The organism is Agrobacterium tumefaciens (assembly GCA_025559845.1).
Lineage (GTDB): Bacteria > Pseudomonadota > Alphaproteobacteria > Rhizobiales > Rhizobiaceae > Agrobacterium.
Genome location: CP048469.1, coordinates 1,305,539 through 1,319,913 on the forward strand (window position 1 = coordinate 1,305,539; position 14,375 = coordinate 1,319,913).

A 14,375-nucleotide genomic window follows, 5' to 3' on the forward strand; every position below is an offset into this window, starting at 1 on the left:
CATCGCTCCGCGGGGTTTTGATTTTTGCGGGACCTGAAAGCTGAGGCTTATGCCTCGCTTTCCGGTGCTTCCGGCTGCTCGGTGACCTGGTCTTCGACCTCGGCACCATTGCCGTTTTCAGCGTCTTCGTCGCCTTCCGGCTCGTTGATGCGCTCGACCGAGACGACCTTTTCATCCTTGGCCGTCGAGAAGATCGTCACGCCCTTGGTGGCGCGGCTGGCGATGCGGATACCGGCAACCGGTACACGGATCAGCTGGCCGCCATCAGAGACGAGCATGATCTGGTCGTTGTCTTCAACCGGGAAGGCTGCAACCAGTTCGCCGATTTCCGTCGTCTTCGACGTGTCGGTGGCGCGGATGCCCTTGCCGCCACGGCCGGAGGTGCGGAAGTCGTAGGAGGACGAACGCTTGCCGAAGCCCTTTTCGGAAACGGTCAGCACGAACTGTTCGCGTGCCTTGAGTTCCTGATAACGGTCTTCGCCGAGTTCTCCTTCTTCCGTCACCTCTTCGCCAACCAGCGCGATGTCTTCTTCATCGACACCGGCTGCACGGCGTTCTGCGGCCGAACGCTTGAGGTAGGCTGCACGCTCCCATGGGGCCGCATCGCTGCTGCCAACGATAGTCATGGAGATGATGCGGTCGCTGTCGCCCAGATTGATGCCGCGCACGCCAACCGAGTTACGGCCAGCGAAGACGCGAACGTCATCGACCGGGAAGCGGATGCACTGGCCAAGCGCCGTCGTCAGCAACACGTCGTCACGGTCGGTACAGGTTTCGACGGAGAGGATCTGATCGCCCTCTTCATCCAGCTTCATGGCGATCTTGCCGTTGCGGTTGACCTGCACGAAGTCGCCCAGCTTGTTACGGCGCACCGTTCCGCGTGTCGTCGAGAACATCACGTCGAGGGTTTCCCACGTCGTCTCGTCCTCAGGCAGCGGCATGATGGTGGTGATGCGTTCGCCGGGTTCCAGCGGCAGCATGTTGATCAGCGCCTTGCCCTTGGACTGTGGCGTACCGATCGGCAGGCGCCAGACCTTTTCCTTGTAGACGATGCCACGCGAGGAGAAGAACAGCACCGGCGTATGGGTGTTGGCCACGAACAGACGGTTGACGAAATCTTCGTCGCGCGTTGCCATGCCCGAACGGCCCTTGCCGCCGCGACGCTGCGCCTTGTAGGTCGTCAGCGGCACGCGCTTGATGTAGCCAAGATGCGATACGGTCACGACCATGTCTTCACGGGCGATGAGGTCTTCATCGTCCATGTCGGGGCCGCCTTCGACGATTTCCGAACGGCGTGGCGTGCCGAATTCGTCACGTACGGCGGCCATCTCGTCCTTGACGATCTGCTGGATACGCACGCGCGACGACAGGATTTCGAGATATTCGCTGATCTCAGCGCCGATCTTGTTCAGTTCGTCGCCGATTTCGTCACGGCCGAGTGCGGTCAGGCGGGCCAGACGCAGTTCGAGGATGGCGCGTGCCTGCTCTTCCGAGAGGTTGTATGTGCCGTCTTCGTTGATGCGGTGGCGCGGATCGTCGATCAGGCGAACGAGGCTTTCGACATCCTCGGCCGGCCAGCGGCGCGTCATCAGTTCTTCACGCGCAGACGCCGGGTCCGGCGCATGGCGGATAACGCGGATGACTTCGTCGATGTTGGCGACGGCAATGGCCAGACCCACCAACACATGCGCGCGGTCGCGCGCCTTGCGCAGCAGGTACTTGGTGCGGCGGCTGACGACTTCCTCACGGAAGGATACGAAAGCGCGCAGCATGTCGAGCAGCGTAAGCTGTTCCGGCTTGCCGCCGTTCAGCGCCACCATGTTGCAGCCGAAGGAGGTCTGCAGCGGCGTGTAACGGTAGAGCTGATTCAGGATGACTTCGGCATTGGCATCGCGCTTCAGCTCGATGACGACGCGGTAGCCCTGACGGTCGGACTCGTCGCGCAGGTCGGAAATGCCCTCGATGCGCTTTTCCTTGACCAGTTCGGCCATCTTTTCAATCATCGTTGCCTTGTTCACCTGGTAGGGAACTTCGGTGATGATGATCTGCTCGCGGTCGCCGCGCATCGGTTCGATGGTGGCGCGGCCGCGCATGATGACCGAGCCCCTGCCCGTCTCGTAAGCCGAGCGGATGCCGGAGCGGCCCATGATGAAGGCGCCTGTCGGGAAGTCGGGACCGGGAATGATCTGCATCATCTCGGCCAGCTCGATGGCCGGATTGTCGATGAGCGCGATACAGCCGTCGATTACTTCCGAAAGGTTGTGCGGCGGAATGTTGGTTGCCATGCCGACGGCGATACCGCCAGCACCGTTGACCAGGAGGTTCGGGAACTTGGCCGGAATGACCACCGGTTCCTGAAGCGTGCCGTCATAGTTGTCGCGGAAGTCGACAGTTTCCTTGTCGAGATCGTCGAGCAGCGCGTGCGCGGCCTTTTCCAGACGGCACTCGGTATAACGTTCAGCCGCCGGCGGGTCGCCGTCGATCGAGCCGAAGTTGCCCTGACCGTCGATCAGCGGCAGACGCAGCGACCAGTCCTGCGCCATACGCGCAAGCGCGTCATAGATGGCAGAGTTGCCGTGCGGATGGAATTTACCCATCACGTCACCGGTGACGCGGGCGCACTTTACGTATTTCTTGTTCCAGTCGATGCCAAGTTCGGACATGCCGTACAGGATGCGGCGATGAACAGGCTTCATGCCGTCACGAACATCGGGAAGTGCGCGCGACACGATAACGCTCATCGCGTAATCGAGATACGACCGCTGCATTTCCTCGATGATGGAAATCGGCTCGATGCCTGGCGGAAGCTTTCCGCCGCCGGGGGGACTTTGGTCAGTCAAAACGGATCACATTCTCTGTTAAGAATCGGATGAATTTTTATAGCGGAAACAGCAAGGTTAAGCCAATTTCCCGGCAAGTTTTGAACAGCCTTTTGCGTCAAATGCAAGACAAACAGCGCTTTTCTCGCCTTCTCCGCCCAAAAGCACCGCTCCTCCCTTTAAAACCGCCATCGACTTGCGTAGGCTCACGGCCAAAATAACATAAGCAGGGGAAAAAATGCCTGGCAGCGAAACGCTCATCAATGCGCTCACCACCCTTCTGGTGACGCTCGATCCACCCGGCCTTGCCCCCGTATTCCTTGCCCTGACCGTGGGCATGACGCGTGACCAGCGCAAGCAGGTGGCGCTGCGCGGTTCGCTGATCGCCTTCGGCATTCTCGCCGTCTTTGCGCTGTTTGGTCTTGCCATTCTCAACCTGCTCGGCATTTCGCTCGGCGCCTTCCGCATTGCCGGTGGCCTGCTGCTGTTCTGGATCGCATTCGAAATGATTTTCGAAAAGCGCCAGGAGCGCAAGGAAAAGACCTCCGAGATCGCCATCACCAAGGACCATCTGCACAATCTGGCGGTCTTTCCGCTGGCCCTGCCGCTGATTGCCGGGCCTGGCGCCATTTCCGCCACCGTGCTTCTGGCCGGCTCGATGAAAACCACCGTCGAGATGGTCATCCTCATTCTGATCCTCGCCTTTGCCATGGCGCTGGTCTATGCGGCGCTGATCGTGGCGGAACGCATGGACCGCTTTCTCGGCAATACCGGCCGGGCAATCCTGACGCGCCTGCTGGGCGTGCTCCTGGCAGCGCTCTCCGTGCAGTTCGTGGTGGATGGCATAAGGTCCGCCTTCGCGCTGCCATAGACCGCCCGAAAGGCGTTTTTGCAACAAAATCCCTGAAGTCGGACGAGAGCGGAAATTCCGTTCTTTGATTGCGGCGCGTGCGCGGGTTAAAAGGCGGCCATCGACCAATCGAAAGTGCCTCCCATGCAATCCATGCTGCGCCGCCTCATCCCGGATGCCGCCCCGCCCAGTCTCAAGGAGCGCCTGCGCGCCGCGCTCGGTGCCCTCGTCGGCATTCTTGTCACCGGTCTTCTCGGCAGTCTTGCCTTTCGCTTCGATCCCGCCCTGCCCGCCATGATCGCGCCGATGGGCGCATCCGCCGTGCTGCTGTTTGCCGTGCCCTCCAGCCCGCTCGCACAGCCCTGGTCGATCCTCTGCGGAAATCTGGTGGCGGCCTTCGTCGGCGTCACGGTCGCGCTGCTGGTGCCGGATGTGTTCTTTGCCAGTGCGCTGGCCATCGGCCTTGCCATTGCTGCCATGATGGCGCTGCGCTGCCTGCACCCGCCAAGTGGCGCCGTGGCGCTGACGGCCGTTCTCGGCGGCCCTGCCGTGCACGATCTCGGTTACGGTTTCCTGCTCTGGCCGGTCGCCGGCAATTCACTGATCCTGCTGGCGCTGGCGCTGCTCTACAACAACATGACGGGCCGCCCCTATCCGCACTCGATCAAGCCCGCAGCTTCCAGCCACGGCGCCGGCAATCTCGGTTCGATCCAGAAGATCGGTTTTGCCTCCAGCGATCTGGACGAGGTTCTGAAGGAATACGACCAGGTTCTCGATATCGACCGTGACGAGCTGGAACTGATCCTGCGCAAGACGGAACTGCGCTCCTATCGCCGCAGGGCCAGCCACCTCGATTGCGAAAGCGTCATGACCCGCAATGTCGTGGCTGTCGCGCCGGAGGATTCGCTCACCCATGCCCATGCGCTGATGCGCAGCCACCATTTCAAGGCGCTACCCGTGACGAATGACCGGGCCGAGATCGTCGGCATCGTCACGCAGACGGATTTTCTCGAAAAGGCGAGCTGGAACAAGGGCCGGCCGGCAATCGGCTTCGGCCAGCGGCTGCGGCTCATTCTGACAGGCGCCAGGGCGCCGAACGACACCGTCAAGGATATCATGACCTCGCCGGTGAAGACCGTCAGGCCCGACATGGCCGTGGAGGAAGCCATCATCCGCTTTGCCGAGGAAGGGCTGCACTACCTGCCGGTGACAGATCACAACGGCAAGATGGTCGGTATTGTCTCGCAGTCGGATGTCATGGTGTCGATGCTGGCCGACAAGGCCGCCGCCTGAGCGCACCCCGGCAATAAAAAAGGTGGCTGCCCTTCGGCCGCCACCTCGTATTCCAGAGCCCGATAAACCCGGTTCTCAGAACGGGATATCGTCGTCCATGTCGTTGGAGAAGCCGCCCGAAGGCTGGCCGCCACGCGAGGAGCCGCCACGCGACGACTGCTGGTCGTAACCGCCGCCACCGCCGTAGTTCGAACCGCCGCCGCTGCCACCGCCGTAAGAGCTGCCGCCGAAGTCGCCACCTCCGAAGTCACCGCCACGGCTTGCGCCGCCGCCTTCACCACGACCGTCGAGCATCGTCAGGGTCGAGTTGAAGCCCTGCAGAACGATTTCCGTCGAATAACGGTCGTTGCCGTTCTGGTCCTGCCACTTGCGGGTCTGCAACTGGCCTTCGATGTAGAGCTTGGCGCCCTTCTTGATGTACTGCTCGACAACCTTGCAGAGACCTTCGTTGAACACCACGACAGTGTGCCACTCGGTCTTTTCCTTGCGCTCGCCGCTGTTGCGGTCGCGCCAGGTTTCGGAGGTCGCGATACGCAGGTTCGCAATCGGGCGGCCATCCTGCGTCCGGCGAATTTCGGGATCGGCGCCCACGTTTCCGATCAGAATTACCTTATTTACGCTGCCAGCCATCTCTTTAATCCTGTCCGCCGGTTGTTCTGCCCGGCCTTTGCATTTCAAAAAATTCCGTTCACAATAACCATCGCAGCCCGCGAAAGGCACCCGCAGACGGGACTCTATCCACAAAGAATAATCCCGTTCCGACCCGCGAGACATTGCCGCTTGATTTTTGTTCTTTTTTTGTTCTATTAAACCCCGAAATTCGAGTCAAGAGAGCTGAAAACCGATTGGCCGATTGGGAATAGACCTCGACTCCTCCGGTTGCGTGCCTACATAAGGGACCGCCCCACCAAGCCCGTTATCAATGTCCGAGCCTTGTCATGAGTGAACTGAAGACGATTTCCATCCGTGGCGCCCGCGAGCATAACCTCAAGGGCATCGATCTGGATCTGCCGCGCAACAAGCTGATCGTCATGACCGGCCTTTCAGGCTCGGGTAAATCGTCGCTCGCCTTCGACACCATCTATGCCGAAGGTCAGCGTCGTTATGTCGAAAGCCTCTCGGCCTATGCGCGCCAGTTTCTGGAAATGATGCAGAAGCCGGATGTGGACCAGATCGAAGGTCTGTCGCCGGCCATTTCCATCGAGCAGAAGACGACCTCGCGCAACCCGCGCTCGACGGTCGGCACTGTCACGGAAATCTACGACTACATGCGTCTGCTGTTTGCGCGTGTCGGCGTTCCCTATTCGCCGGCCACCGGCCTGCCGATCGAAAGCCAGACCGTCAGCCAGATGGTTGACCGCATTCTGGCCTTCGAGGAAGGCACGCGTCTTTATATTCTGGCGCCGATCGTGCGCGGCCGCAAAGGCGAATATAAAAAGGAACTGGCGGAGCTGATGAAAAAAGGCTTCCAGCGCGTCAAGGTCGACGGGCAGTTCTACGAAATCGCCGATGTTCCGGCCCTCGACAAGAAATACAAACACGACATCGACGTGGTGGTGGACCGCGCCGTGGTGCGTGGCGACATGGCCGCGCGCCTTGCAGACAGCCTTGAAACCTCGCTGAAACTGGCCGATGGCCTGGCCATTGCCGAATTCGCCGACAAGCCGCTGCCCCCGGAAGAAACCGCAGCCGGTGGCTCCGCCAACAAGTCTCTGAACGAGACGCATGAGCGTGTGCTGTTTTCGGAAAAATTCGCCTGCCCTGTCTCCGGTTTCACCATTCCGGAAATCGAACCGCGCCTGTTCTCGTTCAACAACCCCTTCGGTGCATGCCCGACCTGTGACGGTCTCGGCTCGCAGCAGAAGGTCGATGAGAACCTGATTATTCCCGAACCCGCCCGCACCCTGCGTGACGGCGCGGTCGCGCCATGGGCAAAATCCTCTTCGCCTTATTACAACCAGACGCTGGAAGCGCTCGGCAAGGCCTTCGGTTTCAAGCTGTCGAGCAAGTGGACGGATCTTTCCAGGGAGGCGCAGACCGCCATCCTGCAGGGCACCGAAGAGAAGATCGAGTTCCAGTATCAGGACGGCGCCCGCTCCTACAAGACGGTCAAGAACTTCGAAGGCATCGTGCCGAACCTCGAGCGCCGCTGGAAGGAAACCGACAGCGCGTGGGCGCGTGAGGAAATCGAACGTTACATGTCAGCAGCGCCCTGCCCGGCCTGCGCCGGCTATCGCCTGAAACCTGAAGCGCTGGCCGTCAAGATCAACAAGCTGCACATCGGCGAAGTCACCCAGATGTCGATCCGCACGGCGGGTGCCTGGTTCGAAACCCTGCCGGCGACCTTCAACGCCAAGCAGAACGAAATCGCCGTGCGCATTCTCAAGGAAATCCGCGAACGCCTGCGCTTCCTGAATGATGTGGGACTGGATTATCTCAGCCTGTCGCGCAATTCCGGAACGCTTTCGGGTGGCGAAAGCCAGCGTATCCGCCTTGCTTCGCAGATCGGTTCCGGCCTCACAGGCGTTCTCTACGTTCTGGACGAGCCGTCGATCGGCCTGCACCAGCGCGACAATGCTCGCCTGCTGGAAACGCTGAAACATCTGCGCGACATCGGCAACACGGTGATCGTCGTCGAACATGACGAAGACGCCATTCTGACGGCTGACTATGTCGTCGATATCGGTCCCGCCGCCGGTATTCACGGCGGTCAGGTCATTGCCGAAGGCACGCCGCAGGACGTGATGGCCAATCCGAAATCGCTGACCGGCAAATATCTCTCCGGCGAAATGGGCGTGACCGTTCCGTCCGAACGTCGCAAACCCAAGAAGGGCAAGGAGATCAAGGTCGTCGGCGCACGCGGCAACAACCTCAAGAACGTCACGGCCTCCGTGCCGCTTGGCGTGTTTACGGCGGTGACAGGCGTTTCCGGTGGTGGCAAGTCCACCTTCCTCATCGAAACGCTCTACAAGTCTGCCGCACGCCGGATCATGGGTGCGCGTGAAATCCCGGCTGAACATGACCGGATCGACGGTTTCGAATTCATCGACAAGGTGATCGATATCGACCAGTCGCCGATTGGCCGCACGCCGCGCTCCAACCCGGCCACCTATACCGGCGCCTTCACGCCGATCCGCGACTGGTTTGCCGGTCTGCCGGAGGCAAAGGCACGCGGTTATGCACCGGGCCGGTTCTCCTTCAACGTCAAGGGCGGCCGCTGCGAGGCCTGCCAGGGCGATGGTGTCATCAAGATCGAGATGCACTTCCTGCCGGATGTTTACGTCACCTGCGACGTCTGCCACGGCAAGCGCTACAATCGCGAAACTCTCGACGTGACCTTCAAGGGCAAGTCGATTGCCGACGTTCTGGATATGACCGTGGAGGAAGGTGTCGAGTTCTTTGCCGCCGTGCCGGCGGTGCGTGACAAGCTGCAGTCGCTGTTCGATGTCGGTCTCGGTTACATCAAGGTCGGCCAGCAGGCCAATACCCTGTCGGGCGGTGAAGCCCAGCGCGTCAAGCTTGCCAAGGAGCTGTCCAAACGCTCCACCGGCCGCACGCTCTACATTCTCGACGAGCCGACCACCGGTCTGCACTTCCATGACGTGAAAAAGCTTCTGGAAATGCTGCATGCGCTGGTGGAACAGGGTAATTCGGTGGTGGTGATCGAGCACAATCTCGAAGTCATCAAGACGGCCGACTGGATCATCGATATCGGCCCCGAAGGCGGCACCGGCGGTGGCGAAGTGGTGGCGGCCGGCACACCGGAAGCCATCGTCAAGGTGGAACGCTCCTACACCGGCCAGTTCCTGAAAGAACTTCTCGAACGCCACCCGGCGGGAAAGCAGGTGGCGGCGGAATAACCGTCGCCCTTTGAACCGACCACACCGAACATTCCCAGGGAGGAAACAGCACATGGCCACGTCAGGCACGATCCGCACAGGCATAGGCGGCTGGACATTTGAGCCCTGGGAAGGCACCTTTTACCCGGAAAAGCTGGCCAAGAAGCGCCAGCTTGAACATGCCAGCCGGCAACTGACGGCCATTGAGGTCAACGGCACCTATTATGGCAGCCAGAAACCGGCAACCTTTGCCAAATGGGCATCGGAAGTGCCTGACGATTTCATCTTCTCGCTGAAGGCCAGCCGCTTTGTCACCAACCGCAAGGTTCTGGCTGAAGCGCAGGAATCCATGACCCGGTTTCTGACGCAGGGGCTGACGGAACTGGGCGACCATCTGGGCCCGATCCTCTGGCAATTCGCGCCGACCAAGAAGTTCGAGCCAGATGATTTCGCCGCCTTCCTGGCGCTCCTGCCGGAAAAGCAGGACGGCATCAAGCTGCGCCACGTCGTTGAAGTCCGCAACCCGACCTTCCAGGTGCCGGAGTTCATCGATCTGATCGCGAAGCACAATGTCGCCGTCGTCTGCGCCGACCACCACGATTATCCAATGCTGCCGGACGTGACGGCCGATTTCGTCTATTGCCGTCTGCAAAAAGGCGAAGACGACATTCCGACCTGCTACCCTCAGACGGAAATCGACCACTGGGCAAAACGCATCAAGACCTACGCGGCTGGCGGCACACCCGACGATCTGCCGATGATTGCCCCTGATAGCAAGGCCGAAAAACAACCCCGCGACGTCTTCGCCTTCTTCATCACCGGCGGCAAGGTCAACGCCCCGAACGGTGCACAGGCCCTGCAGAAGATCGTTTGATTGCTTCAATGGTGGCAGCGGTTCTCGTGAACCGCTCTACCCGATTGCAGTGTCCGTGGCAGTTCAGGTCGTTCCCAGTGCTTTAGGCACCCTGCCGCCGATATCGCGGCGGGAGTTCTGCGATGGGCAGATCGTCGGCCTTGAACAGCTTACCGGTGGACCATGGAAGCATGTTCAGCACTACACCAAAAATCATGACGATCGCCGCAGCCACGGGTTTGCCAAAAGCCTTTGTCCAGCCAGCAAGAAGAGCTCCGAGCGGTTTGAAGATCAAAAGTGGGATAAGGGCGAACGGCGCGATCAAGAGGGTCAGCACCGTCGGGATCGCCGCCTCCATCATAGGGTCGCCGCCGTATCGAAGACGGAGACGCGGGTTACGGGCGACTGCGAACGGAATCAGTTCTTCCATGAAGCGAACATAGTCGGCGGATCGATCGAAGCCAGTCTCTCCCTGCCAATCCAGCGAGGATACCTCCCTCGACGCGAAGAATGTCCGCAAACGCGCGCTGTAAACTGGAAACCCAGTGGTGCCGACCCCACTCGTAACGTGAATGTGCAGGAAACGAAACGAAGTCCATGGGACCAGTGTGACGGACCGTCCTTGCGTTACCGAAAGGCCTTGCGCGTCGATGACGTAGGCCATCTTGATGCCTGGAGAGCTTTTATGATGCTTCTCGACTTTCGCGGTAAAGCGATAGGTCGGCGGGTCGTCCGTCTGCAATTGAACTCTCCAATACGGTCCGCCAAACGGAAATTATGAGCGTCTAGCCTTAAACGCTTCAAGCTGCTTCGACAGTTCTTCTTCTTTGGCGTCTGCAGCTTTAAAGCTCCCAAACTGCAAGCTCACGCCTATCCAATACCAGCGAAAAAACCACGGACTGAACATAAACAAAAAAACGAGGGCGGGCAGGCTAATAATGAAAACTGCGGCCGTCTCGCCGAAAAGTCCTAACAAAAGAAAGTATGCCAGAAGGAGCGGGAGACTAGCCGCAGCATACCAGAAAATCATCAGTACTATGGTCGGGAAAGGTCGAAAAGGCGAGTATAGTGATCGACTGAGACGAAGGGTCCAGAGCTCGCTACGATGGCGATAGTATGTAATCAGTTGCCAAAGTTCCCGGCTCATTTACGGCTTGCCCCCTGCTTTTCCCCAAATCCAGATATCTTCACAAGAAGGACTGTACTGCAATAGATTTTCGCACTCTATAGGTGCAAAAACCGTTGGCCAATGCAGCCGTCAAAATCCGTATCTGTTTGGAATTCTTCGCTTAGCCCGACGGCGTCAGTATCCGACCCGCTCGCCCAGTCAAACGCCTATGCATTACCGAAGGTAATGAGAAACGGGAAAAATCGATAAATGTAATATTCCTTCCGGTTGCGACTTGCCCATTATAATCGGTCGCAAAACTGCTCATGCAGATAACACGAATGCCGACAAGCGATCACAGATCACGGAGGTGGGACACGTGCGAGCGGAACACCGGTTACCCTGCAGGGCTAAACAGGAACAGACTTTCCCGTCTTGGTAGCTACGTGCTGTCAGGCGCTTCTGAAAAAATCGCCACCATTCAGGAAGAGCCCCACCTGCCCGTCTCAAAGGCTGGTTTCTGTGGCGAGATGAGGAGCGGTCCAGTGCGCCAGACGCCTTGGCAGGATTTAAGTCTGTGGCCGCAAGCTCCGCCTTGCCTACATGGCCGAGCAGCAACGGGCATAGCAGCAAAGTTCTCGGATGCCTGCCAGCATCCGGCTAGTCCAGAACTTTCCTGTCGTCGTGGCTCCGTGCCGTCAGGCGTTTCTGAAAATCGCCTCCATCAGGGAAGAGTCCCACCTGCCGTTTCACGACGCTGAATTCGGCAGCGAGGCGACTGGCGGCTCAGCCAGCCAGTTCTTTCGCGGGGTTGAAATCGATGGCGGCGAAAGCGGCCTCGATGACTTCAGGCCCGGCACCAGGGCGTGTGGCGTCGCTGGACAGGATCTGGCGGAAGCGGCGTGCGCCTGGCATGCCCTGAAACAGACCGACCATGTGGCGGGTCACATGGTTCAGGCGTCCGCCAGCGGCGATATACGCTGCGGCATAGGCCATCATCGTGTCGCGCAGCGCCATCCAGTCCGGTGCGCTTGCCGCATCGCCATAGATGCGGTGGTCGACATCGGCCAGAATGGAGGTGTTGTGGTAGGCGGCGCGGCCAAGCATCACGCCATCCATATGCTCGAGATGCGCTTCGGCCTGATCGAGATCGGAAATGCCGCCATTGATGCCAATGAAGACATCGGGGTTTTCCTGCTTCATGCGGTAGACAAGGTCGTAGTCGAGCGGCGGAACCTCACGGTTCTCCTTGGGCGACAGTCCCTGCAGCCAGGCCTTGCGGGCGTGAACCCACACGGCATCGGCACCGGCCGCCACAACACGTTTCAGGAAGTCCGGCAGCACCACTTCCGGCTCCTGATCGTCCACACCGATCCGGCATTTGACGGTCACAGGCACGGAAGAAACGGTCTTCATCGCCGCCACGCAACGCTCCACCGTCTCCGGTTCGCGCATCAGGCAGGCGCCGAACGTGCCGGACTGCACACGGTCCGAAGGGCAGCCGACATTGAGGTTGATTTCATCATAACCGTAATCACCGGCAATACGCACCGCCTCGGTCAACTTGGCCGGATCAGATCCACCAAGCTGCAACGCCACCGGATGCTCCTGCGGATGATACCCAAGCAGCTTCTCCCGCAGCCCATGAATAATGGCATCGGCAACAATCATTTCAGTGAACAGCAACGCACGCTTCGACAACTGCCGATGCAGAAATCTGCACCTCGTGTCAGTCCAATCGATCATAGGCGCAACCGCGAAGATTTTTTCTCCGCTATAGTATTGATTTTTCATGATATTCCAAAACTGCACCATTTTGCCGGCTAGGTGCTTGGCGGCATTTGGGGCCACTCTCTATCACACGTAACCCTTTGAATCCACTCAAAGCATACGCGGCGTAATTTCCTGACTGCACCAAGAACTGCACCTCGGCAGTCGCGATCTGTCCTTACAACTGCACATGAAATCCCGTCTATTCAACAAATAGTTGAATACTGAAATCCGGCTCAGGTACACTTTGCTCACACCAACAGGCGCGGCCATGAGCCGCCTGGGAAAGGAACGTGAACCAGAAAGTAAACCTATACGACGACCATAAATGGGCGGGGAACGGCGAGTGTCCAATGTGCTGCGAAACCTGGCGCGGCCTGACCCCAGAGCCCGAAGCGCCGAGGGCCGGAAGCGTATGGCGTCACTATAATGGGGCCACATACGAGGTGCTCACGATCACAAACGCTGAAAGCAGCAGACCCAAGTATCCGCCCACTGTGGTTTATCGTGGTCTTGGCAACGGCAAGCTGTGGTCACGCCCGCTGAGCGACTGGAATAGGTCGATGACGATCAGCGAATAGGTCTCGTAGCAGTGGTCTCGTGCATCCTGCTTAGAAGCTCAGCGACGTTACCCCCGTGACAGGAGATGGTGCCAGTCACGCGATGTTCAAATCCGTTTTCGTTCTCATACTCATAGCTCTCCTCAAACATCTGAAAGGCGTCGGACCACGGTGCGACGTCGACCTCTTTGATTGCCTCATAGGCATCCACCGCCACGTTAAAGACGGCAGGCTCTATGTCGACGATCTGGCCGTACCACCGGAATGCTCCCACCACGTCTCCGGGCGTCCGCTTAAACTTTTTCGCTTGCGCCGCCTCTCCAGCAGCCGCCCGCTCAATAAGTGAACGGTCAACAAGGCAGACACGGCTCAACTCAACGACGACCGGCTGCACGAAATCGGTGACGACGCTGATCTTGCTCAGCAGTTCAGCCTCATGATGGAACAGATTCCGTAGCGCCTTCAGCCCGATGAAGTTCGGAGAGTCGTGCAGACCGTCTTTTCTGTGACGCTTGAGTTTGTCGCTGAAACTATGCAGCGAGTTCAGGAAGTGGAACAGTGTGTCCTCGTTCGGTGCTTGGCAGTGGCGACCATAGTCTCTGAACAAGCGATCCGTTGCGGCTTGAAGGTCTTTCATTCACAATCCCTTATTGGGGCCTATGGCAAGAATCTATTCACGGCTAAATCTTCCACTCAACAGCCAGAAGCCGCCTTTGCCCGACATAGTGAGGGCGGTTTGTTAGGTTCAGCACCAACGCAACCGCTGCAGTAGTGAACTGGCCGCGAGTGTTGACCTTCACGTCCGCGTAGGGCTTCACGTCCGCGTAGGGCTTCACCGCCATCTGAAGCTGCGCGCACAGACCGACTACCTTCTCCGTCGCAAACGACACTTTGATCCGGTGTGCGAACTCGTTACGCACTTTTCGGATCAACTCGCATTCCCGATACTCTGCTTCCGAAATCAGACCAAGGCCGAACGCCGCTGCGATCCTGGCTGAAAACGATCCGAGTGGCGCGTTGAACCCACTGAGTAACGCCTGGCTACCCTTGTTTGGAATGAGGAACGCTTCGATGATTTTGCCGAGCTGATCATCGAGCATCGCCGCCGCAGCGAGAGCTGCACCGCGCTCGGTTTCTTCGTTGAAGTCGTCCAGAAAATCGGAGAAGCCGATCAGATGCGGGTGTGTTTCGGAGAACGGTCTGCGATTATCTACCACTCAGCAACATCCTTCCCTTCGATCCACCATAGGTAGCATCTGCACCAGTCGCTTGGCGTTGGCTGC

The 14,375-nt window shown here is 59.0% G+C and carries 12 protein-coding genes; 5 read left to right on the top strand and 7 right to left on the bottom strand.

The features are described from left to right. Positions 1–47: 47 nt before the first annotated feature. Positions 48–2,840, bottom strand: coding sequence for a DNA gyrase subunit A (gyrA, locus tag FY156_06515; protein UXS01167.1), 2,793 nt, complete (start codon positions 2,838–2,840; stop codon positions 48–50). 57 nt (positions 2,841–2,897) lie between these two features. Further along, positions 2,898–3,080 carry a hypothetical protein gene (locus tag FY156_06520; GenBank protein ID UXS01168.1) on the bottom strand — a complete coding sequence of 61 codons (183 nt, stop codon included), beginning with the start codon at positions 3,078–3,080 and terminating at the stop codon, positions 2,898–2,900. On the opposite strand from FY156_06520, the gene FY156_06525 reads away from it, so the two are divergent. Next, positions 3,058–3,690 (top strand): MarC family protein, encoded by a 633-nt coding sequence (locus FY156_06525; GenBank protein UXS01169.1) that lies wholly within the window; start codon positions 3,058–3,060, stop codon positions 3,688–3,690. The genes FY156_06520 and FY156_06525 overlap by 23 nt on opposite strands. Positions 3,691–3,813: 123 nt before the next feature. Further along, a complete protein-coding gene (locus tag FY156_06530; protein ID UXS01170.1) occupies positions 3,814–4,962 on the top strand; it encodes an HPP family protein in 1,149 nt (382 codons plus the stop codon). Between the two features lie 75 nt (positions 4,963–5,037). Here the strand turns inward: FY156_06530 and FY156_06535 are convergent, their stop codons facing one another. Next, a complete protein-coding gene (locus FY156_06535) occupies positions 5,038–5,592 on the bottom strand; it encodes a single-stranded DNA-binding protein (GenBank protein ID UXS01171.1) in 555 nt (184 codons plus the stop codon). Between the two features lie 308 nt (positions 5,593–5,900). Here FY156_06535 and uvrA point away from each other — a divergent pair, with 308 nt between their 5' ends. After that, positions 5,901–8,822, top strand: a complete 2,922-nt coding sequence (gene uvrA, locus FY156_06540) for an excinuclease ABC subunit UvrA (GenBank protein ID UXS01172.1) — start codon at positions 5,901–5,903, stop codon at positions 8,820–8,822. A 52-nt stretch (positions 8,823–8,874) separates the two neighbouring features. Continuing rightward, the gene (locus FY156_06545; GenBank protein ID UXS01173.1) at positions 8,875–9,675 is read left to right on the top strand and encodes a DUF72 domain-containing protein; all 801 of its coding nucleotides are present in this window, start codon (positions 8,875–8,877) and stop codon (positions 9,673–9,675) included. Between the two features lie 82 nt (positions 9,676–9,757). Here the strand turns inward: FY156_06545 and FY156_06550 are convergent, their stop codons facing one another. Both FY156_06550 and dusA read right to left on the bottom strand, forming a co-directional pair. Further along, positions 9,758–10,318 (bottom strand): hypothetical protein, encoded by a 561-nt coding sequence (locus FY156_06550; GenBank protein UXS03045.1) that lies wholly within the window; start codon positions 10,316–10,318, stop codon positions 9,758–9,760. A gap of 1,230 nt (positions 10,319–11,548) precedes the next feature. Continuing rightward, positions 11,549–12,556: a tRNA dihydrouridine(20/20a) synthase DusA gene (gene dusA / locus FY156_06555; protein ID UXS01174.1), complete on the bottom strand. Its 1,008-nt coding sequence runs from the start codon at positions 12,554–12,556 to the stop codon at positions 11,549–11,551. A 329-nt stretch (positions 12,557–12,885) separates the two neighbouring features. On the opposite strand from dusA, the gene FY156_06560 reads away from it, so the two are divergent. Beyond that, positions 12,886–13,113, top strand: coding sequence for a DUF1653 domain-containing protein (locus FY156_06560; GenBank protein UXS01175.1), 228 nt, complete (start codon positions 12,886–12,888; stop codon positions 13,111–13,113). On the opposite strand, the gene FY156_06565 is transcribed toward FY156_06560, so the two are convergent. Then, entirely contained in the window at positions 13,103–13,729 is a 627-nt protein-coding gene (locus FY156_06565; protein ID UXS01176.1) for a hypothetical protein, read from the bottom strand. The two genes, FY156_06560 and FY156_06565, sit on opposite strands and share 11 nt — an antisense overlap. A gap of 43 nt (positions 13,730–13,772) precedes the next feature. Beyond that, positions 13,773–14,309, bottom strand: coding sequence for a transcriptional regulator (locus FY156_06570; protein ID UXS01177.1), 537 nt, complete (start codon positions 14,307–14,309; stop codon positions 13,773–13,775). Positions 14,310–14,375 lie beyond the last annotated feature (66 nt).

Bases quoted from the DNA above. Each gene is read 5' to 3' on its own strand.
- FY156_06525 (UXS01169.1), top strand. From the start codon at position 3,058: ATGCCTGGCAGCGAAACGCTCATCAATGCGCTCACCACCCTTCTGGTG.
- FY156_06560 (UXS01175.1), top strand. From the start codon at position 12,886: ATGTGCTGCGAAACCTGGCGCGGCCTGACCCCAGAGCCCGAAGCGCCG.
- FY156_06520 (UXS01168.1), bottom strand. From the start codon at position 3,080: ATGAGCGTTTCGCTGCCAGGCATTTTTTCCCCTGCTTATGTTATTTTG.
- FY156_06565 (UXS01176.1), bottom strand. From the start codon at position 13,729: ATGAAAGACCTTCAAGCCGCAACGGATCGCTTGTTCAGAGACTATGGT.
- FY156_06545 (UXS01173.1), top strand. From the start codon at position 8,875: ATGGCCACGTCAGGCACGATCCGCACAGGCATAGGCGGCTGGACATTT.
- uvrA (UXS01172.1), top strand. From the start codon at position 5,901: ATGAGTGAACTGAAGACGATTTCCATCCGTGGCGCCCGCGAGCATAAC.
- dusA (UXS01174.1), bottom strand. From the start codon at position 12,556: ATGAAAAATCAATACTATAGCGGAGAAAAAATCTTCGCGGTTGCGCCT.
- FY156_06535 (UXS01171.1), bottom strand. From the start codon at position 5,592: ATGGCTGGCAGCGTAAATAAGGTAATTCTGATCGGAAACGTGGGCGCC.
- FY156_06550 (UXS03045.1), bottom strand. From the start codon at position 10,318: ATGGCCTACGTCATCGACGCGCAAGGCCTTTCGGTAACGCAAGGACGG.
- FY156_06530 (UXS01170.1), top strand. From the start codon at position 3,814: ATGCAATCCATGCTGCGCCGCCTCATCCCGGATGCCGCCCCGCCCAGT.